At 73.4% G+C, this 23,457-nt stretch carries 16 protein-coding genes and 1 pseudogene; 8 read left to right on the top strand and 9 right to left on the bottom strand.

Annotated features, from left to right (window positions below):
• Window positions 1-17: 17 nt before the first annotated feature.
• From ABZ079_RS13940 to ABZ079_RS13960, 5 genes are all read right to left on the bottom strand, one after another.
• Window positions 18-2,120 (bottom strand): xanthine dehydrogenase family protein molybdopterin-binding subunit, encoded by a 2,103-nt coding sequence (locus ABZ079_RS13940; RefSeq protein ID WP_356939646.1) that lies wholly within the window; start codon window positions 2,118-2,120, stop codon window positions 18-20.
• Window positions 2,121-2,148: 28 nt separating this feature from the next.
• Window positions 2,149-3,144, bottom strand: coding sequence for a xanthine dehydrogenase family protein subunit M (locus tag ABZ079_RS13945; protein ID WP_356939647.1), 996 nt, complete (start codon window positions 3,142-3,144; stop codon window positions 2,149-2,151).
• Entirely contained in the window at window positions 3,141-3,680 is a 540-nt protein-coding gene (locus tag ABZ079_RS13950; protein WP_356939648.1) for a 2Fe-2S iron-sulfur cluster-binding protein, read from the bottom strand. The genes ABZ079_RS13945 and ABZ079_RS13950 overlap by 4 nt, the downstream gene beginning before the upstream one ends.
• Before the next feature lie 73 nt (window positions 3,681-3,753).
• Complete coding sequence (locus ABZ079_RS13955) at window positions 3,754-4,614, bottom strand: hypothetical protein (protein WP_356939649.1); 861 nt, start codon at window positions 4,612-4,614, stop codon at window positions 3,754-3,756.
• A gap of 656 nt (window positions 4,615-5,270) precedes the next feature.
• Entirely contained in the window at window positions 5,271-7,148 is a 1,878-nt protein-coding gene (locus ABZ079_RS13960) for an ABC transporter ATP-binding protein (protein WP_356939760.1), read from the bottom strand.
• A gap of 93 nt (window positions 7,149-7,241) precedes the next feature.
• Between ABZ079_RS13960 and ABZ079_RS13965 the strand changes: the two genes are divergently transcribed.
• Window positions 7,242-8,291, top strand: coding sequence for a lysylphosphatidylglycerol synthase domain-containing protein (locus ABZ079_RS13965; RefSeq protein WP_356939650.1), 1,050 nt, complete (start codon window positions 7,242-7,244; stop codon window positions 8,289-8,291).
• Between the two features lie 262 nt (window positions 8,292-8,553).
• Here ABZ079_RS13965 and ABZ079_RS13970 read toward each other — a convergent pair.
• From ABZ079_RS13970 to ABZ079_RS13980, 3 genes and pseudogenes are all read right to left on the bottom strand, one after another.
• Window positions 8,554-9,495 (bottom strand): annotated as a pseudogene (locus tag ABZ079_RS13970) (FAD-dependent oxidoreductase); the annotation flags it as partial.
• 195 nt (window positions 9,496-9,690) lie between these two features.
• Window positions 9,691-11,109: an FAD-dependent oxidoreductase gene (locus tag ABZ079_RS13975; RefSeq protein WP_356939651.1), complete on the bottom strand. Its 1,419-nt coding sequence runs from the start codon at window positions 11,107-11,109 to the stop codon at window positions 9,691-9,693.
• Entirely contained in the window at window positions 11,106-12,536 is a 1,431-nt protein-coding gene (locus tag ABZ079_RS13980; protein ID WP_356939652.1) for an FGGY family carbohydrate kinase, read from the bottom strand. Before ABZ079_RS13980 ends, ABZ079_RS13975 begins: the two co-directional genes overlap by 4 nt.
• A 255-nt stretch (window positions 12,537-12,791) precedes the next feature.
• Here ABZ079_RS13980 and ABZ079_RS13985 point away from each other — a divergent pair, with 255 nt between their 5' ends.
• The 4 genes from ABZ079_RS13985 to ABZ079_RS14000 all read left to right on the top strand — a co-directional run bounded on the left by ABZ079_RS13985 (window position 12,792) and on the right by ABZ079_RS14000 (window position 17,336).
• Window positions 12,792-13,781 (top strand): hypothetical protein, encoded by a 990-nt coding sequence (locus ABZ079_RS13985; RefSeq protein WP_356939653.1) that lies wholly within the window; start codon window positions 12,792-12,794, stop codon window positions 13,779-13,781.
• Window positions 13,782-13,827: 46 nt separating this feature from the next.
• Window positions 13,828-15,360 carry an amino acid permease gene (locus tag ABZ079_RS13990; RefSeq protein WP_356939654.1) on the top strand — a complete coding sequence of 511 codons (1,533 nt, stop codon included), beginning with the start codon at window positions 13,828-13,830 and terminating at the stop codon, window positions 15,358-15,360.
• Between the two features lie 187 nt (window positions 15,361-15,547).
• Window positions 15,548-16,639 carry a mechanosensitive ion channel family protein gene (locus tag ABZ079_RS13995; protein WP_356939655.1) on the top strand — a complete coding sequence of 364 codons (1,092 nt, stop codon included), beginning with the start codon at window positions 15,548-15,550 and terminating at the stop codon, window positions 16,637-16,639.
• A gap of 277 nt (window positions 16,640-16,916) precedes the next feature.
• The gene (locus ABZ079_RS14000) at window positions 16,917-17,336 is read left to right on the top strand and encodes a DUF4186 domain-containing protein (RefSeq protein WP_356939656.1); all 420 of its coding nucleotides are present in this window, start codon (window positions 16,917-16,919) and stop codon (window positions 17,334-17,336) included.
• Here ABZ079_RS14000 and ABZ079_RS14005 read toward each other — a convergent pair whose 3' ends face one another.
• On the bottom strand, window positions 17,337-18,884 hold the full coding sequence (locus tag ABZ079_RS14005; protein ID WP_356939657.1) for a M1 family metallopeptidase: 1,548 nt from the start codon (window positions 18,882-18,884) through the stop codon (window positions 17,337-17,339).
• A 217-nt stretch (window positions 18,885-19,101) separates the two neighbouring features.
• On the opposite strand from ABZ079_RS14005, the gene ABZ079_RS14010 reads away from it, so the two are divergent.
• From ABZ079_RS14010 to ABZ079_RS14020, 3 genes are all read left to right on the top strand, one after another.
• Window positions 19,102-21,321 (top strand): NADP-dependent isocitrate dehydrogenase, encoded by a 2,220-nt coding sequence (locus tag ABZ079_RS14010; RefSeq protein ID WP_356939658.1) that lies wholly within the window; start codon window positions 19,102-19,104, stop codon window positions 21,319-21,321.
• A gap of 546 nt (window positions 21,322-21,867) precedes the next feature.
• The gene (locus ABZ079_RS14015) at window positions 21,868-22,389 is read left to right on the top strand and encodes a hypothetical protein (protein WP_356939659.1); all 522 of its coding nucleotides are present in this window, start codon (window positions 21,868-21,870) and stop codon (window positions 22,387-22,389) included.
• A gap of 126 nt (window positions 22,390-22,515) precedes the next feature.
• Window positions 22,516-23,319, top strand: coding sequence for an N-formylglutamate amidohydrolase (locus ABZ079_RS14020; RefSeq protein WP_356939660.1), 804 nt, complete (start codon window positions 22,516-22,518; stop codon window positions 23,317-23,319).
• The last annotated feature ends 138 nt before the right edge of the window (window positions 23,320-23,457 follow it).

The raw sequence follows: 23,457 nt of genomic DNA on the forward strand, positions 1-23,457 counted from the left end.
CCGGACAGCAGGTCCCGTCACCGTCGCCCCTCGGACAGCAGGGCGGTGAGGATCCGGTCGGGGGTGAGGGGCAGTTCGCGGAAGCGGAACCCGGTGGCGTGGTGGACGGCGTTGCCGAGGGCGGCGGCGGTGCCGACGATGCCGATCTCGCCGATGCCTTTGCTGCCCATGGGGTTGAGGTGGGGGTCGTCCTCGTCGATCCAGTCGGCTTCGATGTCGGGGACGTCGGCGTGGGCGGGCACGTGGTAGGAGGCGAGGTCGGCCTCCGTGAAGTCGCCGAACGCGCTGTCCACGGTGCTGCGTTCGGTGAGGGCCATGCCCAGGCCCATGGTCATGGCGCCGACGAACTGGGAGCGTGCGGTGCGGGCGTTGAGGATCCGCCCGGCGGCGAAGATGCCGAGCAGCCGGCGTACGCGGGTCTCGCCGGTGATGGTGTCGACGGCGACCTCGGCGAAGTGGGCGCCGAACGCGTGCCGCGCGTAGGGGCTGTCGGCGTCGGCCTTCCCGGTGGTGTCCGCCCGGGCCTCGATCCCCTCGCTGGGCAGCGGTCCGGGGTGCGCGGCCAGCCGGGACGCCAGTTCGGCGCATGCCTCGTGGACGGCCCAGCCCCAGGAGGCCGTGCCGGAGGAGCCGCCGGCCAGTGGGGCGGGGGGCAGGTCGCTGTGGCCGACCTCGGTGCGCACCCGGTCGAGGGGCACGCCGAGGGCGTCTGCGGCCACCTGGGCGAGGACGGTACGGGCCCCGGTGCCGATGTCGGCCGCGTTGGTCCGGACGACGAAGGTGCCGTCGGGCAGGGCCTGGGCGGTGGCGGTGGACGGGGCGATCTGGACGGGGTAGGTCGCTGCGGCCACGCCGGTGCCGATGAGGAGGGGGCCCTCGTGGCGGGATCGGGGGCGTGGGTCGCGGTCGGCCCAGCCGAAGCGGCGGGCGCCCTCGCGCAGGCACTCCACGGCGTGGCGGCTGCTGAAGGGGTCACCGCTGCCGGGCTCGCGGTCCGGTTCGTTGCGGATGCGCAGGTCCACCGGGTCCATGCCGAGTGCGTGGGCGAGTTCGTCCACGGCGGACTCCAGGGCGTACATGCCGGGTGCCTCCCCCGGTGCCCGCATCCAGGACGGGCTGGGCACGTCCAGCGGGACCACCCGGTGGGAGCTGCGCAGGGCGGGGGTGGCGTACATGACGCGGGAGACCACCGCGGCCTGCTCCACGAACTCCTTCACGCGCGAGGTGTGGGTGGTGACCTCGTGCAGCAGGGCGGTGAGCCGGCCGTCCGCGCTCGCGCCGAGCCGCAGCCGCTGCAGGGTGGGTGCCCGGTGGCCGACGACGGTGGGCAGCTGACGGCGGGGGTAGGCAAGGGTGACGGGGCGGCCGGTGTGCCGGGCGGCCATCGCGGCGAGGACGACATCGGGGCGCGGGGTGCCCTTGGAGCCGAAGCCGCCGCCGACGTGCTCGGCGACGACGGTGATCCGCTCCTCGGACAGCTCGAACAGCTGGGCGAGCACGGACCGGACGGTCGTCCCGCCCTGGCTGGAGGTGTACACGGTGAGCCGGTCGCCGTCCCAGTGGGCCGTGGTCGCGTGCGGCTCCATGGGGTGGTTGTGCAGCGGCGGCACGCGGTAGGTGACGTCGACGCGAACGGCGGCGGCGGCGAAGGCGGATTCCGGGTCGCCGTGCTCGACGCGGCCGGGCCCGCTGCTGACGTCCTCGGGCTCGTAGGCGTCCGGGTGGTCTTCGGTGAGGCCGGCGTCGTGGGGATGGGCGTCGTATGTGACGCGGACGGCGCGGGCGGCGGCGCGGGCCGCCTCCAGGGTCTCGGCGACGGCCAGGGCCACGCACCAGCCCCGGTGCGGCACGCCGGGGCCCTGGAGGACGGCGAGGGTGGCGTCGTCGGGTTCGGCGAGGCGGGGCGCGTCGCCGGGGCTGAGGACGGCGAGGACGCCGGGCAGGGCGAGGGCGGCCGAGGTGTCGACGGCGGTGACCCGGCCGCGGGCGATCGCGGCGGGCACGGGCCAGGCGTGGGCGCGGCCGGGCAGGGCGTGCTCGGCTGCGTATCGGGCGGCGCCGGTGACCTTCTGCCGTCCTTCCCGGCGTTCGATCGGAGCACCCAGGGCGGTGCCGGTCATGGGATCCTCCAATGACATGCCGGTCGGCTCAGACCCCTGCGGGCGCCGGGGCGAGTCGGCCCAGGACGTCCAGGGCGAGGTTGCGGGCGAGGGGCACTTTGTAGGCGTTGTCCCGCAGCGGTTCGGCGTGCGCGAGTTCGAGCGCCACGGCGCCCTCGAAGGCGGCGGGGCTGGCGGGGGCGCCCAGCAGGGCCAGCTCGGTGTGCCGGGCCCGCCAGGGCCGGTGGGCCAGCCCGCCGAAGGCGACGGCCACCTGGTCGACGACGCCGTCCGCGACCCGCAGCACGACGGCCACGGAGGCGAGGGCGAAGGCGTACGACGCCCGGTCCCGGGCCTTGCGGTAAGCGGACGGGACACCGGCCGTGGCGGCCGGGAGCAGCACGCCGGTGATCAGCTCGCCGCGGCGGATCCAGGTGTCCCGCTCGGGATGCTCGCCCGGCAGCCGGTAGAAGTCGGCCACCGGAAGGCGCCGGGTGCCGTCAGGGCTGTACAGCTCGACCTGGGCGTCGAGGGCGGCCAGGGCGACGGCCAGGTCGGAGGGGTGGGTGGCGATGCAGTGCTCGGAGTACCCGAGGACCGCGTGGTCGCGGTGGACGCCGTCCCGGGCGCCGCAGCCGCTGCCCGGCTCCCGTTTGTTGCAGGGTTTGTCCAGGTCCTGGAAGTAGGGGCAGCGGGTGCGCTGGAGCAGGTTGCCGCCGGTGGTGGCGGCGTTGCGCAGTTGGCCGGAGGCGCCGGCGAGGAGCGCCTGGGACAGTGCCGGGTAGCGGTCGCGGACGCGCGGGTCGGCGGCCAGGTCGCTGTTGCGGACGGTGGCGCCCACCCGCAGGGAGCCGTCGGGCAGCTCCTCGATCGTGTCGAGCGGCAGCCGGCCGACGTCGATGAGGGCCGTGGGGCGCTCCACGCCGAGTTTGAGCAGGTCGACCAGGTTGGTGCCGCCCGCGAGGTAGTACGCGCCCGGATGGGCGGAGAAGGCTTCGACGGCCTCCTGGACGCTGCCGGGCCTGAAGTATCCGAAGCCGTTCACCGGATCACGTCCTCCACCGCCTCGACGATGCGGGGATAGGCCCCGCAGCGGCACAGGTTGCCGCTCATGCGCTCACGGATCTCGGGCCGGTCCAGCGAGACGGGCCGGCCGGAGGGGGCCGCGGGATCGGTGACGTGGGAGGGGTGGCCGGCCGCGGCCTCGGCGAGCATGCCCACGGCGGAGCAGATCTGCCCCGGGGTGCAGTACCCGCACTGGAACGCGTCCCGGTCGAGGAACGCCCGCTGGAGCGGGTGCGGCTCCTCGCCGTCGCCACCGAGACCCTCGACGGTGGTGACCTCGCTGCCGTCGAGGGTGACGGCGAGCAGCAGACAGCTGTTGAGACGGCGCCCGTCGACCAGGACGGTGCAGGCACCGCACTGGCCGTGGTCGCAGCCCTTCTTGGCCCCGGTGAGATCCAGGTCCTCGCGCAGCAGGTCCAGCAGGACGCGCCGGTGGTCGACGAGCAGGGTGTGGGGTTTCCCGTTCACCCGGAGGGTGACCTCGGAGTGGTGGCCGGGCTCGTTTGCGCTGCTCATGGCACGGATGACCTTCCGGATGGGCGGTGGTGCCGTGCAGACCGCGTATCCAGGCCACGGCGGCTCACACGTATCAGCCGGCACTGGTACCGGTCTTGGTCATCTTGTCGGTGACGTCCGCGGTGTCCTCGGCGGGCGGCGCGCTGACCTGCACGTCGGTTCCGTAGTCGGAGAAGCGCAGCACGGTCGTGCTCGTCACGGCGGCGTTCTCCCGCCCCGGCGTCCTCTGCTTCAGCGGGTGCAGGGTGAGCCGGACGCTCTCCTGCCGCAGCCGGCCCTGCTCGTCGAGCCACAGGTCCAGGGGCAGCGAGGACTTCCCGAGCTGGCGCCGCAGTTCCTGCTCCTGTCCGGCGTTGCCCCGGGAGAGGGCGGAGACGGGGACGGAGACGCGGTAGTGGGTGGTGCGGGTGCCGTCGAGGGTCTGGGTGCCGATCCGGGTGACGTCCTCGGAGCCGACGCCCTTGAGGTAGCGCACCGGCTCGGCCGGGTCGCTGACCTGGGACCGCCCGGCCGAGCCGTTCCTCGCCAGCCGGGCGAGGTCGATCTTCGTCCAGGTCTTGCCGCCCGGGACGGTCCCGCGCTGCTTGCCCGACGGCTTCTGGTACACGACACCGTCGACGACGCGCTGCTCGACGGTGGTGCCCTGCGAGGTCAGCGTGACCCGGCTGGTGCCGTCCTTCAGGCCGGCCACGCCGCTGCCGTGCGCGGTGAGGGCCTGGCCCTCGGCGACGACCTTGCTGGTGACGGTCATCTTCGCGGTGTCCGCGGCCACCGTCCTGCGGTAGGCGTCCTGGACGGCCCGGGAGGGCGGGGTCGTGCTCGGCCGGGCCTGCGCGTCCCCGTCCTTGCCGTTGCCGTCCTCGCTGCCGCAGCCGGTCAGCCCGGCGGCGAGGACGAGGACGGCGAGGGCGCTTCCGAACTGGACTTTCGACACGATGAGGATCCCTTTCAAGTCGGGCCGCTCTGCGCATACTTGACCCGGTCCCGGTTTCCCCGTCCCACGCCGCTCACGCCCGTCGGGTCACGGGTGGCGGACCAGGTTCGTCACGTACGTACCCGAGTCGGAGGGTCCTCCGGTGTCCTTGACGACCGCGCCGACGCGGTGGTGACGGTCTGACCGCTCCGTCCGCTGCCGAACCCACGGCCCTGCCGGCCGAGGCGGCCCACATCCCGCGGTCCTCTGCTCGCCAGCACCGTCGACACGGACGGCGCGCGCTGCGTGGAAGGCAGCGACATTCGCCTGACAGATGGTTGGAGGCGGCGGTGACCCGCGAGTCCGGCAGGATCACCACCGAATTGCGGCCCCGGTACGCGCCCCATGTCCCGACAGCGGTACCCGGACCCTCGACCGGGCGGCCGGGCACGGGAGACGGCCGGCCGGCGAGACCGTGCTCTGGCACGGGGCAGGGCCGCGGGTCCGCGCCGGTGGCGGGAGGTCATCACGGGCCGGTCGCAACCGTGGCGCAGGCACGCCGCCCGGGGTGGCCGGCGAGTGCCCGGCGCCGGCGGTCCTGCCGGACCGGGACGGGACACGACGACCCGACCCGACCCGCTGCCGCCTCCCCGCGCTGGAGAAGTCGCCGTAGCCGCTCAGACCGCCGGCGCCTGTGCCTCCCGCTGCGCGAACTGCGTGCGGTACAGCTCGGCGTACCGCCCGTCCGCCGCCAACAGCTCCTCGTGCGTGCCCCGTTCCGCGATTCGCCCGGCCTCCACGACCAAAATCTGGTCGGCGGCCCGGACGGTGGACAGGCGGTGCGCGATCACCACGGCGGTGCGGCCCTCCAGGGCCTCGGTGAGCGCCTCCTGGACGGCCGCCTCGGAGGTGTTGTCCAGGTGGGCTGTGGCCTCGTCGAGGATGACCACGCGCTGGCGGGCCAGCAGCAGCCGGGCGATGGTCATACGCTGGCGTTCGCCGCCGGAGAGGCGGTAGCCGCGTTCGCCGACGACCGTGTCCAGGCCGTCGGGCAGGGACCGTACGACGTCGGTGAGGCGGGCGCGGCCGAGGGCGTCCCACAGTTCGTCCTCGGTGGCGTCCGGGCGAGCCAGCAGCAGGTTGGCGCGGACGGTGTCGTGGAAGAGGTGGCCGTCCTGGGTGACCATGCCGAGGGTGGCCCGCAGGGACGGGGCGGTCAGATCGCGCACATCCACCCCGCCGATGCGGACGGCGCCCGCGTCGACGTCGTACAGGCGTGGCAGGAGCTGCGCGATGGTCGACTTCCCGGCGCCGGACGAGCCGACGAGGGCGACGGTCTGGCCGGGTTCGGCGCGGAAGGAGATGCCGTGCAGGACCTCGGAGCCGCCGCGGGTGTCGAGGGCGGCGACCTCCTCCAGGGAGGCGAGGGAGACCTGGTCGGCGGCCGGGTAGGAGAAGCGGACGTCGTCGAACTCGACGGCGACCGGGCCCTCGGGGACCTCGCGGGCGTCCGGTTTCTCCTCGATGAGCGGCTTCAGGTCCAGTACCTCGAAGACCCGCTCGAAGCTGACGAGGGCGCTCATCACCTCCACCCGGGCCCCGGCCAGCGCGGTCAGCGGGGCGTAGAGGCGGGTCAGCAGCAGGGCGAGGGAGACGACCGCGCCCGCCTCCAGGGTCCCGCGCAGCGCGAACCAGCCGCCGAGGCCGTAGACGAGGGCCAGCGCGAGGGCGGAGACCAGGGTGAGGGAGGTGATGAAGACCGACTGGGCCGTCGCCGTGCGGACCCCGATGTCCCGGACCCGGGCGGCACGTGCCGCGAACTCCGCCGACTCCTCCTCCGGGCGGCCGAACAGCTTGACCAGGGTGGCGCCAGGGGCGGAGAAACGCTCGGTCATGCGGGTGCCCATGGCCGCGTTCAGCGCCGCCGCCTCGCGTTGCATCCGTGCCATCCGGCTGCCCATGCGGCGGGCGGGCAGCACGAACACCGGCAGGAGAACGAGCGCGAGCAGGGTGATCTGCCAGGAGAGGGTGAGCATCACCGCGAGGGTGAGCAGCAGTGTGACCAGGTTGCTGACGACGCCGGAGAGGGTGTTGGCGAAGGCCCGCTGGGCGCCGATCACGTCGTTGTTGAGACGACTGACCAGCGCTCCCGTACGCGTACGTGTGAAGAACGCGACGGGCATGCGCTGCACATGATCGAACACAGCCGTCCTGAGGTCGAGGATGAGTCCCTCCCCGAGCGTCGCCGACAGGCGCCGGCCGAGGATGCCGAGCCCCGCCTCCGCGAGGGCCACGCCCGCGATGAGCAGGGCCAGCCGGACCACCGTGCCGGAGTCGTGCCCCGCCACGATCGCGTCGACGACGCGGCCGGCGAGGACGGGGGTGGCCACGGCGAGCAGTGCGGTCACCACCCCGAGCAGCACGAACCGGACGATGCCGGCGCGGTGCGGGCGGGCGAAGGCGGCGATGCGGCGCAGTGTGGCTCGGGCGAAGGGACGACGCTCCGCCTGCGCGTTCATCACGCTGTGCAGCTGCGTCCATGCGGTGGTCTCCATGCTCATGGAAGAGAAGGTAGAACCTCAAGCTTCGTTGAGGTCAAGGTCCGCGCGTTTTCACCCCCACCGACGTCCCCCCGACCGAAGGCCCCGATGACCGCAGTCTGTGAATCGCCGTCCCCGACCACGCCGCCCGCTGTCGGGCCCGCACGGGAGACCTCCGCCGCTGAGCCGGCCGTCCCGCTTCCCCCGCTCCCCCGGGGCCGGCTCGCGCGTCGCGCCTCCGTCCGCCAGGCGCTGTGCCTGGTCCCGCTCCTGCTGGTCGCCGTGGCCGGCGTACGGCACCGCTCGGTGCTGGCCGAGGGCTTCGGCCATCTGCGCACCGCCTCCTGGCCGTGGCTGCTCGCGGCGGCCGGTGCGACCTGTCTGACCTGGGTGGCCGCCGCGTTCACCCGGCAGGGCGCGGTGGTGCAGCCGTTGCCCAAGGGGCGTTTGCTGGCCACCCAGTTCGCGGCGGCCGCGGCCAACCATCTGCTGCCGACCGGGCTCGGCGCGGGGGCGGTGAACCTGCGTTTCATGACGGTGTGCGGGGTGCCGCTCACCCGTTCCTCGGCCGCGCTCGCCATGTACCTGCTGGCCGAGTGCGTGGGCCGGCTCGGTCTGCTGGCCGCGTTGCTGATCGCCTTCCCGGGCGTGCTGCGGCCCGGCACCCTGCTGCCGGACGGCTCGGCGCTCCCGCTGCTGCTGGGCGCGGCAGGCCTGCTGGTGGGGGCGGCGGCCGCCCTGGCCCTCGTACGGCCGTTGCGCATGCGGGCGTGCGCCTTCGCGCGGGACGCCCTGGGCGAGGCGCGGTCGGTGCACACCCGGCCGGCTCGCGCCCTGGCCCTGTGGGGCGGCTCGCTGGCCTTCCCGGCTCTCCAGGCGGCCGCTCTCGCCGCCGTCGGCCAGGCGCTGCGGCTGCCGGTGCCGCCCGCGCACATGGTCCTGGCGTATCTGGCGGCGACGGCCGCGGTGGCTCTGGTGCCCACGCCGGGCGGGCTCGGTTCCGTCGAGGCGGCGCTGATCGTGGCGCTGGTCGCGGTGGGCGGCCCGGCCGCGGTGGCCACGGCGGTGGTACTGGCCTACCGGCTCATCACCGTGTGGGTGCCGCTGGTGCCGGGGGCGCTGACGCTGGGGGCGCTGGTGCGGCTGAAGGTCATCTGACGTCCCGCGTCAGCTCGTCGGGGTGGGCCGGAAGGTGCGGCGATACGCCTGGGGTGTGACCCCGAGGGCCGCGTGCGGGTGCCTGCACCGGGCCGCTGCCCCGGAAACCGCGCCGCCCGACCGGACACAGGCCGGGGCAGCGGCCCGTGCGCTGGGCACTGTGCCGCGCGACCGGACGCGTGCCCCGGCGGACGACGGGCCGGGGGCAGAGGGCCGGGCCGCCTCACCGCATGCGGGCCGCGGGCGGACCGGACCACTCGCCTCCGGCCAGCCACTCCAGCACCGTACCGCCCACCAGCGTCCCGTCCCGGGCCGCCGCCCGGGCCCGCCGCCCGGGGTGCCGGACACCTCCGGCGGCGAAGACTCCGGGCCGCGAGGTGTGCGGGTGCGCGTCCAGCGTGATGCCGCCCCGGCGGGCGAGTTCGTCCTCGGGGACGAAGTCGCCGGTGAAGACGATCGTGTCGCAGGGCAGTACGGCCGTACGCCCGTCGCGGTGCCGGACGCGGACGCCGGACAGGCGCCCCCGGCCGAGGAGTTCGGCAACCGTGGTGTCCGTCAGCAGCGGAGTTCCCCGGCGCAGGCGGGCCCACTGGGCGCGGGCGCGGCTCGTCCGGGCGCGCGGGTCCTGCGTGACCAGGGCGACGACCTCGGCGCCGGCCGCGCGGACGGTGCCGGCGGCCGCGTACGACACGTCCTCGGCGCCGGCCACGACCGCGCGGGTGCCGATGTGTTGCCCGAAGAGGTGCACGGCCTGCTGGAGTTCGCCGGTGGTGTAGACGCCGGCGGGCCGGGTTCCGGGCACCAGCCGGGCCGCGCGCGGGCGTTCGCGGGCGCCGGTGGCCAGGACGACCGCCCGCGCCTCGATCGTCTCCGGTCCACCGGTGCCGACCGTTGTGAGTATCGTGCTCCGCTCCGGAGAGGCCCCTGCCGTCCCCCAGTCCACTACCGCCTCCCCGGTCCGGAGCACGGCTCCCGCCCGTTCGGCGGCCTCGGTCAGCAGGCGGGCGTACCGGGGGCCGGTCAGCGGGTGCGTCCAGGTGCCGAAGCCGCCGTGTGCGCAGTACCGCGGCACTCCCCCCGGCCGTGCCTCCCGCTCCAGCACCTCCACGAGCCCGGCACCGGCGGCGGCCAGCCGTGCGGCGGCGGCGAGCCCGGCGGGGCCGGCGCCGATGACGAGGACGTCCACGCGGCGCGCTGCCGTCATGGGCGGCACCTTTCCGACCGCCATGAGCGGCAGCCTTCGAACGCCATGGCCGCGCTCTTCGAGCGTCATGGCCGGCACCCTGCGATCGTCATGACCGGCACCCTGCGATCGTCATGGCCGCCCCCTTCGCGCGTCATGGCCGGCGCGAACCCGTTCGTCATGATGGACCCTCGATTCCCCCTGGCCGGCCGACCGTCACGGCCGTTCCCGTTCGTCCAGTCCCCGCTCGAACAACTCCCGGACCGCGGCCCCGCAGTGGAATCCCTGGCAGCGGCCCGCCCGTGCCCGGGTGCGGCGGCGCAGGCCCTCCAGGGTGCGGGGTGGGACCGTACTGGCGAGGGCGTCGCGGATCTCCCCCCGGGAGACGCGCTCGCAGTGGCAGACGAGGGTGCCGTACTCCGGGTCGGCGGCGACGCGTTCGGGCTGTTCGCAGGGGCGCGGCAAGGCCGCGCCGAGGTGGGGCATGGTCACCGGCTCCAGCTCCTTCACCGGGCCGGGGTCGAGGCCGGCGTCGGCCAGCAGGCCGGTGACATGGGCGGCGATGGCCAGGGACGCGGTCAGGCCGGTGGAGCGGATGCCACCGACGGTGACGTACGCCTGTTCGGAGTGGACGGTGATGCGGTAGTCGTCGTGTTCGGTGGCCGCGCGCAGCCCGGCGTAGACGGCGGTGACCTCCTCGTCGAGCAGGGCCGGCAGGATATGGCGGCCCTTGTCCCGCAGCAGGGCCAGGCCCTCGGCGGTGGAGTGGGTGGCCCGTTTGTCGTCGAGGTCCTCGGCCGTGGGGCCGAGCAGGACGTTGCCGTGGACGGTGGGGGCGACGAGGACGCCCTTGCCGAGGGCGGTCGGGACGGGCAGGAGGATGTGCCGGACGAGCGGGCGGGCGAACGTGTCGTAGACGAGGAGCTGGCCGCGGCGCGGGGTGACGGTGAGGTCCTCGTGCCCGAGCCGGCGGTCGAGGGTGTCGGCGTGCAGCCCGGCCGCGTTGACCAGGTACCGCGTGTGCAGGATGCCGCGGGTGGTGGTCAGGCGGTGGCCGTGGCCCTCCCGGGCGGCCTGCTCCACAGCGGCGTTGAGATGGAGATCGACTCCGGCATGGACCGCCTGGGTGGCGTAGGCCAGGGTCGTCGTCCAGGGACAGATGACGCTCTCGCCGGGGACATGCAGCGCACCGAGCGCGCCGGGGCCCAGGTGGGGTTCGCGGGCGTACAGCTCTGCGACGCTCAGCAAGCGGGTGTCGGTGTACGCGTTGTGCTCCGCCTTCTCGGCCAGCCGGGGCAGGGCGGCCCGCTGTTCCTCGTCCCAGGCGACCAGCAGGGCCCCGACGCGTTCGACGGGGATGCCGGACTCGGCGGCGAAGACGCTCAGGCGCCGGTGGCCGTCGCGGACCAACCGGGCCTCCAGGGTGCCGGGGGTCGCGTCGAAACCGGTGTGCAGGATGGCGGTGTTGGCCTTTGAGGTGCCCTGGCCGACGTCGTCCTGGGCCTCCACCAGGGTGATGCGCAGTCGGGGGTGGCGGGCGAGTTCGCGGGCGATGGCGCAGCCGACGACGCCGGCGCCGACGACCGCCACGTCGTACGCCGTCCGGGGCAGCGGCCCCTCCGCCGTGACGGTCATGCGTCGAGCAGTGCCGCGACGGCGGCGCGAAAGCGGGCTCGGCGTTCGGCGGCCTGGCCGGCCGGGATGCGGGGTTCGTACACGGCGACGGGTTTCCGGTCGGGCAGGGCGTCCGCGACGCCGAGCGTGGGGTCCGCGCCGAGGCGGGCGAGGGCGGCGGCACCGAGCGCGGTGGCGTCGGGCAACGCCGAGACCTCGACGGGGCGTTGCAGCAGGTCGGCCTGGGTCTGCATGAGCAGGGCCGAGCGGGTCAGGCCACCGTCGACGCGGAGGAGGTCCAGGGGGGTGCCAAGGTCGGTGGCGGCGGCCTCGGCGAGTTCGGCGACCTGGGCGGCGATGCCCTCGCACAGGGCGCGCACCAGGTGTCCGGGGGTGGTGTCGAGGCCGAGGCCGGTGAGGGAGCCGCGCAGGTCGCCGCGCCACCAGGGGGCGGCCAGCCCGGCGAGTGCGGGGACGAAGGTGACACCGCCGCTGTCGGGGACGGCACCGCCGACCGGGTCGAGGTCGGCGGCGGAGGAGATGACACCGAGGTCGGTGAGCCAGCGGACGGCGGAGGCGGCCGTGTAGACCTGGCCGTCCAGGCAGTAGCTGGTGGTTCCGGCGAGCCGCCAGGCCACGCAGCTGACCAGTCCGGAGGTGCCGCGCCGGGGGCGCTCGCCGGTGTGTGCGAGCAGGAACGCGCCGGTGCCGTAGGTGCACTTGGCGGCGCCGGGCCCGGTGACGCGCTGGGCGAGCAGGGCGGCCTGCTGGTCGACGATCAGGCCGGTGAGGGGGAGTTCCGGGCCGAACGCTGTGGTGGTGCCGACCGGTTGGGCCACGTCCGTCACGTCGGGAAGGCGTTCCCCGGTCAGGCCGTACAGGTCGAGGGCGCGCGGGGACCACTCGGCGCGGTCCAGGTCGAGGAGCTGGGTGCGGCCCGCGGTGGCGGCGTCGGTGGCGTAGGCGCCGGTAAGGCGGTGGACCAGCCAGGCGTCGGAGGTGGTGACAACGCCCTCGCGGGTGAGGTGGCGGCGGATCCAGGCCATCTTGGGTGCGGCGAAGTACGGGTCCAGGGGCAGGCCGGTCAGCTGCCGCAACTCCTCGGCGTGACCGGCGAGTTCGGAGCAGATGCTCTCGGCGCGCCGGTCCTGCCACACCAGGGCGTCGGTCAGCGGGCGTCCGGTGGCCGGATCCCAGGCGAGAACGGTCTCGCCCTGGTTGGCCAGGCCCAGCGCCACGACGTCCTCGCCCGCCTCGGCGAGCGCGCGCCGGCCGGCGTCGACCACCGAGTCGTACAGCTGGGCGGGGTCCACCTCGACCAGGCCGCCGGGCAGGTGACGGGGGCGCACCTCGGCGAACCCGGACCCGAGGACGCCGCGTTCCGGACAGACCACGAGGGCCTTGGTGCCGGACGTGCCCTGGTCGACGGCGAGCACCGGCCCCGTCATCGCACCCTCCCGCACTCCGGCTCCGAAGATCACGCGTCAGCCTGCCGTTGTCCTGTACCCCACGTCAAGGGACGCTGACTGACGGTCAACTGGCCTGCGGCGATAGTTAATTTGGCAACAATGGAAAGGGTGCAACCTCCGCCCCTATAGTGACCGCGACCACTTCGCGAGACTTCAATCACCGCCCAGGGGAGGGCTGTTGCTACGTCACCCCGCCACTTCGCCCGCGCGCCAGTGGCAGGGGGCCGGCGGCTGATGGCCAGAGAAGGAGCCCGCCCCTCCTACGACCCCGCCGGCCCCGACCACGCCCTGCGCAGCGCACTCCAGGAGCTGCGCACCGGGCGCTGGATGGCCATGCGGACCCTGCTCGCGGACACCGCTCAGTGGTGGCAGTGGACCCAGCGCACGCAGGTCCTGGCGGCGGCCGCGGCCGGCACCGACGTGGTGCGGGCCTGGCTCACGGAGGAGCCGGGCAGTGTCCACGCGGCGGTGATGCAGGCCCGGGTCGGCGTGGAGCGTGCGCTGCGGGCCCAGCGCGAACGGCACCGCCGTACCCATGAGTTGTGGATCGAGGCCTGGGACGCCGCCCAGTCCGCCACCCGGACCGCCCCGCAGGACCCCGTGCCCTGGGTGTGCCTGCTGGCCCTGGCCCAGCTTGACCCGGAGCAGCGCTGGGAGGAGCACCGGGCCGACGCGCCGGAGCCGTTGCTGCCGCCGGGCCCCTGGGGGCTGCTGGCCGAGGCCGGCCGGCGAGACCCGTACAACCGCGAGGCCCACCACCGGATGCTGCAGTTCCTGTACGTGCGCGGTGGCTCGGGCCGGCTCGCGGAGGCCGCCGGCTACGCGCAGTGGGCCGCCGGGCAGGCCCCGCCCGGTTCCGCGCTGCACCTGCTGCCGCTGTACGTCCGGGTCGAGCGCTACCGCCGGGACAGCGGGCACGACGCGGCGCTGGACCTGCACTGGGTGGCGGAGGACGCGGCCCGCGAGGCACGGCGGGCGCTGCACTCCTGGTTCGAGCACACCCACCGCGCCGAACGCTCGCTGCTGGACCTCAACCATCTGGCCCACGCCCTGTGGGGTTCCCTCCAGTTTCCGCACGCGTCACGCGTGTTCGAGGCGATCGGCCCGTACTTCACGCCCCCTCCCTGGATCTACCGCACCCCCGACCGCGACCGTGCCGTGGAGGTCTTCGTGCAGGCCCGGGACCGCTGCCGGGCGGCCGCGGACGGCACAACGGGCCACTGAGCGCTTCCCCCTTTTCTAAGTTCCCCTGACGACCCGGAGGTTCCGCATGTCCCGCACCCCCGATCCAGCGCCCTCGCCGGGCCTGCCCCGGCAGGACGAGGAACAGCGCCTGCGCGAACTCGGTTACCGGCCGGTGCTGGCCCGCCGTATGGGCGGCTTCGGCAACTTCGCGATTAGCTTCTCGGTGATCTCGATCCTGTCCGGCTGCATGACCCTGTACGGCTTCGGCCTGAACACCGGCGGTCCCGCCGTGATGCTGTGGGGCTGGGCGGGGGTCGGCCTGTTCGTGCTGTGCGTCGGCCTCGCCCTCGCCGAGGTCACCAGCGCCTATCCGACCTCCGGCGCCCTGTACTACATGGCCGACCGGCTCGGCGGTCGCCGCTGGGGCTGGTACACCGGCTGGCTCAACCTCCTCGGTCTGCTCGGCGCGATCGCCGGCATCGACTACGGCGCCGCCCTGTTCACCGGCGCCTTCGCCAATATGCAGTGGGGCTTCGAGCCGACGCCCGGCAAGACCATGCTGATCTTCTGCGTCATCCTGCTGCTGCACGCGGTGCTGAACCTGTTCGGCGTCCGTCTGGTCAGCCTGCTCAACTCCGTCAGCGTGTGGTGGCACCTGGCGGGCGTCGCGCTCATCGTCGGCACCCTCGCGATCGTCCCCGACCACCACCAGTCGCCGTCCTTCGTGTTCACGAAGTTCGTCAACGAGACCGGCTGGTCGAACCCGCTGTACGTGGCGGCGATCGGCCTGCTACTCGCGCAGTACACCTTCTCCGGCTATGACGCCTCCGCCCATCTGTCCGAGGAGACCTCGCACGCCTCGGTCTCCGCGGCCCGCGGCATCGTCCGGTCCATCTGGGTCTCCTGGCTCGCGGGCTTCGTCCTCCTGGCCGGCCTGACCTTCGCCATCCAAGACTACGACGGCACACGCACCACCGACACCGGGGTACCGCCCGCGCAGATCCTGCTCGACGGCCTGGGCACCGACGGCGCCAGCGCGCTGCTCCTGGTCGTGATCACCGCCCAGCTGTTCTGCGGGAACGCCGAGGTCGCCGCGGCCAGCCGGATGGTGTTCGCCTTCAGCCGGGATGGGGCGCTGCCCGGCTCGCACCTGTGGCGCAAGGTGAGCAGCCGCACCCAGACCCCGGTGGCCGCCGTCTGGCTGTCGGTCGTCGTCGCCGGCGTCCTCGCCCTGCCGTCGCTGTACTCGGCGACGGCGTACAACGCGGTGACCGCCATCAACGTCATCGGCATCACCCCCGCCTACGCCATCCCCGTGCTGCTGCGGCTGCGCGCGGGCGACCGGTTCCGGCCCGGGCCGTGGCACCTGGGCCGGTGGAGCAGGCCCATCGGCTGGATCGCGGTCGTGTGGGTGGCGTGCGTGACGGTGCTGTTCTGCCTGCCGCAGGCGTCACCGGTCACGGTCGGCACGATGAACTACGCCTCGATCGCGCTCGCCGTGGTCCTGGCCCTCGCCAGCGTCTGGTGGTACGTCGCACGCCGGTCGTACGGCACGCCCACCACCGCCGCGTACGGCGACGACCGTGACCAGGCGGAACTCGCGGAGGGCATCGTCTGAGCAGTCCGCCTGCGGTGCCGGTCCGCGTGCGAACTGGTGCGCCGGATACGGCAGGATGAGCGATCACGCGGGCCACCGGCGGACCGGTGACCCGCGTGATCGCACATCCCGGACATCGAGCAGGTGACAACGTGACGAGACTTCACAACAGGCTCTGCGCAGCCGCTTTGCGCCCCGGAGGTGACCTGTGAACCGCGCGCTGACCCTGGACGACCTCGTCCTCGCCGGAATCGCACTGGCAGCGGGCCTGCTGCTCGCCTTCATGTCGCGCACGCTGCTGCGCTGGCTCGCGGGGCACGCCAAGCGGACCCGCTGGAGCGGCGACGACGTCATCGTGGACACGCTGCGCTCGGTCGTCCCCTGGGCGGCGATCGCGGGCGGCGCGGCGGCGGCCGCGGCGGTGCTGCCGCTGAGCAGAACCGTCCAGCACCACGTCGACCAGATCCTCCAGGTGTGGCTGATCTTCGTGGTGACCCTGTCCGCGGCCCGGGTGATCGCCGGCCTGGTCCGCACGGTCACCCAGTCCCGCTCGGGCGTGGCGGGCTCGGCGACCATCTTCGTCAACATCACGCGCGTCCTGGTGCTGGCGATCGGCTTCCTGATCGTGCTCCAGACGCTCGGCATCTCCATAGCGCCCCTGCTGACCGCCCTGGGCGTCGGCGGTCTGGCCGTGGCCCTGGCCCTGCAGGACACTCTCGCCAACCTCTTCGCGGGCGTCCACATCCTGGCCTCCAAGACGGTCCAGCCGGGTGACTACATCCGGCTGAGCAGCGGCGAGGAGGGCTACGTCGTCGACATCAACTGGCGCCAGACGACGGTCCGCCAGCTCTCCAACAACCTGGTGGTCATCCCCAACGGCCAGCTCGCCAAGGCCAACATGACCAACTACACGCGTCCCGAGCAGGAGCTGACGGTCCTGGTGCAGGTCGGCGTGAGCTACGACTCCGACCTGGAGCAGGTCGAGCGGGTGACGGCGGAGGTCGTCACGGAGGTCATGACGGACGTCACGGGCGCCGTCCCGGACCATGAGCCGGCCATCCGCTTCCACACCTTCGGCGACTCCCGCATCGGATTCACGGTGATCCTCGGCGTCGGCGAGTTCAGCGACCAGTACCGGATCAAGCACGAGTTCATCAAGCGCCTGCACCGCCGCTACCGCGACGAGGGCATCCGCATCCCCGCCCCCACCCGTACGGTGGCCCTGCAGCAGGGCACGGTGGTGATCCCGCAGCAGCGCAGCGGCGACGAACTGGCCCCCGGGTCCTCCCTGGCCGACTAGGACCGCCCGGAGCCGACCACGACCGATCCCGGCCACCGCAACCCACCGCGGCCGGTCGGGACGACTGCGCCGGTCGTCTAGGCGCCGAAGCCGTCGTGCAGACGGGAACGCCGCGGGTGGGCCGGCGGCCGGGTCGTGTCTGCGCGGACCACGATGAACCGGGCAGCCGATCATGTGGAAAGGGCCGGGTGAGGGAGCGGTCGCGCGACCGGGCCACACCGTGACCGTACCGCAGTCGCCGAGGCGCGACGGCGTGGGCGGCTAGGCTCGGAGCAGCATGACCTCCTCTCCCGGCCCGTCCTCCCCCGATCCCCGCTCGCTCGATCAGCGACTCGACGCCCTCGCGCGGCAGCCGTTCCGGGCGAGGTTCCGGCTGCGCGGACGGGACAGGGCGACCGCCGCGCTGAAGGGGCCGGCCACGGTCCGCCGGCACGCGTACGACCTGATCGCCAAGCGGCTGGCGCCGGCCGAGCCGTACAAGGACGGCAAGCAGACGCCGTACCGGGGGCATCCGGTCTTCGTGGCCCAGCACGCGACCGCGACCTGCTGCCGCGGCTGTCTCCAGCGCTGGCACGGGATTCCCAAGGGGCGGGAGCTGACGCGCGCCCAGCAGGTGTACGTGGTGAACGTCATCTGCCGGTGGATCGAGCGCGAGATGACGGGCGGGGCCGGTACGGACCCCGCCCGCCGCCGGTGATCAGAGGGTGGCGGAGTTCTCGTGCCGGTGGCCGCCGCGCCCGCTGTGCGGGGCCGCGAAGGACGAGCTGACGGGGTTCACCGTCCAGTCCGGGTGGCCCGGCATGCGCGGGGTCTTGGTTCCGTAGAGCCAGTCGCGCAGGAAGCCGGACCGGTCCTGCCCGGAGACCTCCGAAGCCACGGCGATGTAGTCCTCCGTGGACGCCGAGGAGCCCCGGAAGCGCTCCAGGAAGGTGCGCTCGACGGCCTGGAAGACGTCCTCGCCGACCAGCTGGCGGAAGGCGTACAGGACGAGGACGCCGCCCAGGTAGCGCTGGCTGTCGAAGAGGTTCGCCGCGTTGGGGGCGGCCACCGGGCCGGAGTCGTGGCGCCACTGGTCGCCACGGGCGTAGGTGTCCTTCATCCGGGCCTCCATGGTGGTGAGGCCCAGGGAGTCGGCCCAGCCGCGCTCGTAGCGGTAGAGCAGCCCGTAGAAGTCGGCATGGCCCTCGTTCAGCCACAGGTCGGCCCAGGTGGCGGGGCTGACGAGGTTGCCGAAGTAGGAGTGGACCAGCTCGTGCATCATGTGCGAGCCGATCTTCTTCTCCTCCTGGAGCAGGAAGTTCGGCTTGTACAGGGTGAGGGTCTGGGTCTCCAGGCCGGTGAAGTCGAAGGCCTTCGGGTCATCGGAGTTGCACGGCAGCAGGCCATACGTCTCGAACGGGTAGGCGCCGAGGCGGTCCTCCAGCCAGCCCACCAGGCCGGGGGTGAGGGACAGGGCCGGTTCGAGGGCGGTGGCGCGGGCGGTGGGGACGACGTCGCGCAGGGGCAGGCCGTGCGGACCCTGCCGGTCCTTGATCACGTAGTCGCCGACGGTGATCTGGACGAGCTCGGTGGCGATAGGCGAGGCCGAGCGGTACGCGTACGCCGTGCGGCCGTCCGGGAGTGTGTCGGTGCCGGTGAGCAGGCCGTTCGCGACCGCGCGCAGCCCGTTCGGGACGGTCAGGCGGAAGGAGAAGGCGGCCTTGTCCGAGGGGTGGTCGTTGCACGGGAAGACGGTGTGCGCGGAGTTCGGCTGCGGGCAGATGGCGAAGCCGTCCGGGGTGGGTACCCAGGCGGTGTGCGCGAGTGTGCGGCGGGGGTCGGCGGAGTACGTGACGCAGACGGTCGCCGCCGTCTTCGCCGGGAGTGGTCCGGCGGGGGTGATCCGCAGCTTCTCGTCCGCCTGCTCCCAGGTGGCGCTGCGGCCGGCGACGCGTATCGCGCGTATGTCCAGGCCCAGGGCGTCCAGGGAGAAGCGGGTCAGTGCCCGCGTGGTGCGGATGCGCAGGGTGGCCGTGGCCTCGACCAGCTTCGTCGTGGGGTCGTAGGCCAGGTCGAGGTGGTACGAGGACACGCGGTAGCCGTCGTTGCCGAGAGCCGGGAAGACCGGGTCCCCGAGGGTTTCCGGGCCCGGCTCCCCCGTGCGCCCGCGCGGGGCGGCCTGGGCCGGGGAGTCCAGGGTCAGCGCCGTCGCCGCACCCATCATCAGGACGGCCGCCGGGGCCGTCACTCTGCTGCGATATCTCATGGTCCGCTTTCGCTCGGGCGGCCGGGCGGTCAGAACCGGCCACCGGTGAGTGGGGGATCACCCGTGGTCGGCGGGCGATCGCTTGTCATGACCACGGAGGCCGGGATTCGGTTGCAGCGGCGCGGCATGTTTTCCGGCCGGGACCCCTGTCGAGCCAATCCCGGTCACGAGATATCTTGATGTCGAGCAATGTTGCAGACGTGGAGCGGAGCACCCGGTGACTGACTCGACCATCATCTACACCTACACAGACGAGGCCCCGGCCCTGGCGACGCATTCGTTCCTGCCGGTGATCCAGGCGTACGCCTCGCAGGCCGGTGTGCCCGTGTCGACCCGCGACATCTCGCTGGCCGGGCGCATCATCGCCGTCTTCCCGGAGTACCTGAACGAGGACCAGCGCATCCCGGACGCGCTGACCGAGCTGGGCGAGCTGGCCAAGACCCCCGCGGCCAACATCATCAAGCTGCCGAACATCTCGGCGTCCATCCCGCAGCTGAAGGCCGCCGTCGCCGAGCTGCAGGGCAAGGGCTACGCGCTGCCGGACTACCCGGACGACCCGAAGACCGACGAGGAGCGCGAGATCCGCGCCCGCTACGACAAGGTCAAGGGCTCCGCCGTCAACCCGGTGCTGCGTGAGGGGAACTCCGACCGCCGTGCCCCGGCCTCGGTGAAGAACTACGCCAAGACCCACCCCCACCGCATGGGCGCCTGGACCCCCGAGTCCAAGACCAACGTGGCGACCATGGGCGAGAACGACTTCCGCTCCACCGAGAAGTCCGTCGTCGTCGCCGAGGACGGCGCGCTGAGGATCGAGCTGGTCGGCGAGGACGGCACCACCACCGTCCTCAAGGAGTCCGTACCGGTCCTCAAGGACGAGGTCGTCGACGCCTCCGTGCTGCGCGTCGCCGAGCTGAACACGTTCCTCGCCGCGCAGGTCGCCCGTGCCAAGGAGGAGGGTGTCCTCTTCTCCGTGCACCTGAAGGCCACGATGATGAAGGTCTCCGACCCGATCATCTTCGGCCACGTGGTGCGCGCCTTCTTCCCGAAGACGTTCGCGAAGTACGGCGAGACCCTCAAGGCGGCCGGTCTCACCCCGAACGACGGCCTCGGCGGCATCCTCAAGGGCCTGGAGAACCTGCCCGAGGGCGCCGAGATCAAGGCCTCCTTCGACGCCGAGATCGCCGAGGGCCCGGCCCTGGCCATGGTCGACTCCGACAAGGGCATCACCAACCTGCACGTCCCGTCGGACGTCATCATCGACGCCTCCATGCCGGCGATGATCCGCACCTCCGGCCACATGTGGGGCCCGGACGGCCAGGAGCACGACGCCCTCGCCGTCGTTCCGGACTCCTCCTACGCCGGTGTCTACCAGACCGTCATCGAGGACTGCCGCGCCCACGGCGCCTACGACCCGTCCACCATGGGTTCGGTGCCGAACGTCGGTCTGATGGCGCAGAAGGCCGAGGAGTACGGCTCCCACGACAAGACCTTCGAGATCCCGGCCGCGGGCACCGTCCGCCTGGTCGACCAGGCCGGCAACGTCGTGATCGAGCAGCCGGTCGCCAAGGGCGACATCTTCCGCGCCTGCCAGACCAAGGACGCGCCGATCCGCGACTGGGTCAAGCTGGCCGTCACGCGCGCCCGCGCCACCGGCGACCCGGCCGTGTTCTGGCTCGACGAGGGCCGCGCCCACGACGCCAACCTGATCGCCAAGGTCAAGCAGTACCTGCCGGAGCACGACACCGAGGGCCTGGACATCCGGATCCTGTCCCCGATCGAGGCCACCAAGCTGTCGGTGGAGCGCATCCGCCGCGGCGAGAACACCATCTCGGTCACCGGCAACGTGCTGCGTGACTACCTGACCGACCTGTTCCCGATCCTGGAGCTGGGCACCAGCGCCAAGATGCTGTCGGTCGTCCCGCTGATGGCGGGCGGCGGCCTGTTCGAGACGGGCGCCGGCGGCTCCGCGCCGAAGCACGTCCAGCAGCTGGTCAAGGAGAACTACCTGCGCTGGGACTCGCTCGGCGAGTTCTTCGCGCTCGTCCCCTCCTTCGAGCAGTACGCGGCGGCCACCGGCAACACCCGCGCCAAGGTCCTCGCCGACACCCTCGACCGCGCCACGGCGACCTTCCTCAACGAGGACAAGTCCCCGACCCGTCGCGTCGGCGGCATCGACAACCGGGGCAGCCACTTCTACCTGTCCCTGTACTGGGCGCAGGAGCTGGCCCACCAGACCGACGACGCCGACCTGGCCAAGGCCTTCGCGCCGCTCGCCGAGACCCTCGCGGCCAACGAGCAGCGGATCGTGGACGAGCTGATCGCCGCCCAGGGCTCCCCGGCCGACATCGGCGGCTACTACCAGGTCGACAAGGCCAAGGCGGACGCGGTCATGCGCCCGTCGGCCACCTGGAACCAGACGCTGGCGTCGCTGAGCTGACGTTCGCGTCCGAAGGTCCCTGAACTCCGCCCCGGTCGGCACCGCCCGGCCGGGGCGAGTCGTTGCCGGGGCTTCTCCGGAGGGGGGCAGCCCGGACGGCGGACATGGTACGCCGCCGGGAAAGCGCTGCCGCGTGAGGCGGCCGGCGAAGTGCCGGGCGCGCCCCAGCGTTCGAGACATGGTGGCGGCTCGCGCCCGTCCGGTCCGACGGCGGGTGCCGCAGGCGCTCACCGGGGACAGCCATGTCTCCGGCCCGGCCGGTCCGGGCCACCCGACGCCGGGCTGGTGGGACGCGCCGGCCGGTCCGGGCGGGGCACTGGACACGGGTCGCTGGTTCGTCGCCGCACCGAACGTCATCGGCGGCTGGCAGGGCAGCACCGGGCCGTCCTCCCCCGCCCGGGTGGCGACCGGACCAGCGGCGCCTGCCCGTTCCCGACCCAGCGCGACCAGGTCACGACGGAGGCGGAGGGGCGGACGCACTGGGGATCGGCCGGTGGGCGCTGGTCGTCGCCGGCTCCCTGGGCGGGACGCGCGCGGCGGAGGGCGGTGACGTATCCGGAACGGACCGGCGCGTTGCTGGTGCTCGCGACGGCGGCGGCGAGTGTGGAGCGGATCGCCCGGGCGAACCCCAGGTGCACGCCATCCGCGGCGACCGGTACCGGCAGGGCGGCGACTGCCAGGACGCCGGCCACGGGCCACGCACCGGCCTGCGCCTCGCCCGCCGCGGAGCTGCAGGTCCGCTTCGGCCGGCTGCCGCAGGGGCCACAGGACCCGCGGCGCGGCGGCCCGCACCGGGTGGAGTCCTACCTCGGCCATCACGCCGCCAAGCCGATCCCCCGCTTCGACGCGGCCGGTCACGTCGTCCTGACCGAGGCGATCAACGCCCATGTCATCGACCGGGGCGGACCGCGGGCCGCCCTCGCCCGGGTGACCGCACGTACCTGGTGGCCGGCGTCGACTCCGTCCGCCTCTGTCCGCTCGCCCAGCAGCGGGAGCTGGCCGCCCTGGCCCCGGGCGCCGACCGGCCGCGGGTGGTGGAGTCGCCGTACGGGCAGGGCGGGTTGGTGATCGAGGCGGGCTGGTGGGGTCGCTCGTACGGGAGTTGCCCGGCTGAACACGTTCCCCACCCGTGGTCAGTGCCGTGTGACACCTTGATCCTGCACCACGCCACCGACAGCGCCCCTGGAGCAGCCCGTGACCGAGCCCGCCCCCTCCTTCGAACTCCTGCCCGGAGCCGCCGAGTCGTCCGTGCTGCTGCACGTTCCGCACTCCGCGCGGACGATACCGGACGACGCGCGCAAGGGGATCCTGCTGGACGACGCGGCGCTCGGGCTGGAGCTGGACCACATCACCGACGCGCACACCGCCCGACTCGCCGAGCGGGCGGCCGCCCTGGCCGGGGTCACGCCCTGGCGGTTCGTGAACCGGCTGTCGCGGCTCGTGGTGGACCCGGAGCGGTTCCCGGACGAGCGGGAGGAGATGCTCGCGGTGGGGATGGGCGCCGTGTACACACGGACCACGCACCGAGGCGAGCTGCGGCCCGCGGACACCGATCCGGAGCCGCTCCTGGCGCGGTACTTCCGGCCGTACGCCCGGGCCATGACGGAGGCGGTGGCGGGGCGGCTGGCCGCGACCGGGCGGGCCGTGGTCATCGACGTGCACTCCTATCCGGCCGAGCCGCTGCCCTACGAGCTGCACTCGGCGGGGCCGCGACCGCCGGTGTGCCTGGGCACGGACGCCTTCCACACGCCGCCGGAGCTGACCGAGGCGGCCCGCGAGGCGTTCGCCGTGTGCGGGGAGACGGGGCTGGACAGCCCGTTCGCCGGGACGTACGTGCCGCTGGAGTTCTACGGCACGGACGCCCGGGTCAGCGCGCTCATGGTCGAGATCCGGCGGGACACATACATGGCGGAACCGGGCGGACCGGCCGGTCCGGGGCTCGACCGGCTCGCCTCCGCGCTGGCCTCGCTGGTCGACTCCCTGGAGCCGAGGGCCTGAAGCCGAGGCCCTGGGGTGCCCCGACCGAACGGCACCCTCCGCTACGGACGCGTGCGTCGGCGCCCTGACAGCCGGTCCGCTGGAGCACGACGGCAGGACAGCGGTCGGGGGGTGAGGGCATGACGACCGTGGAGACGA

Origin of the sequence: Streptomyces sp. NPDC006314, from assembly GCF_040613075.1 — a bacterium.
Classification (GTDB): Bacteria; Actinomycetota; Actinomycetes; order Streptomycetales; family Streptomycetaceae; genus Streptomyces.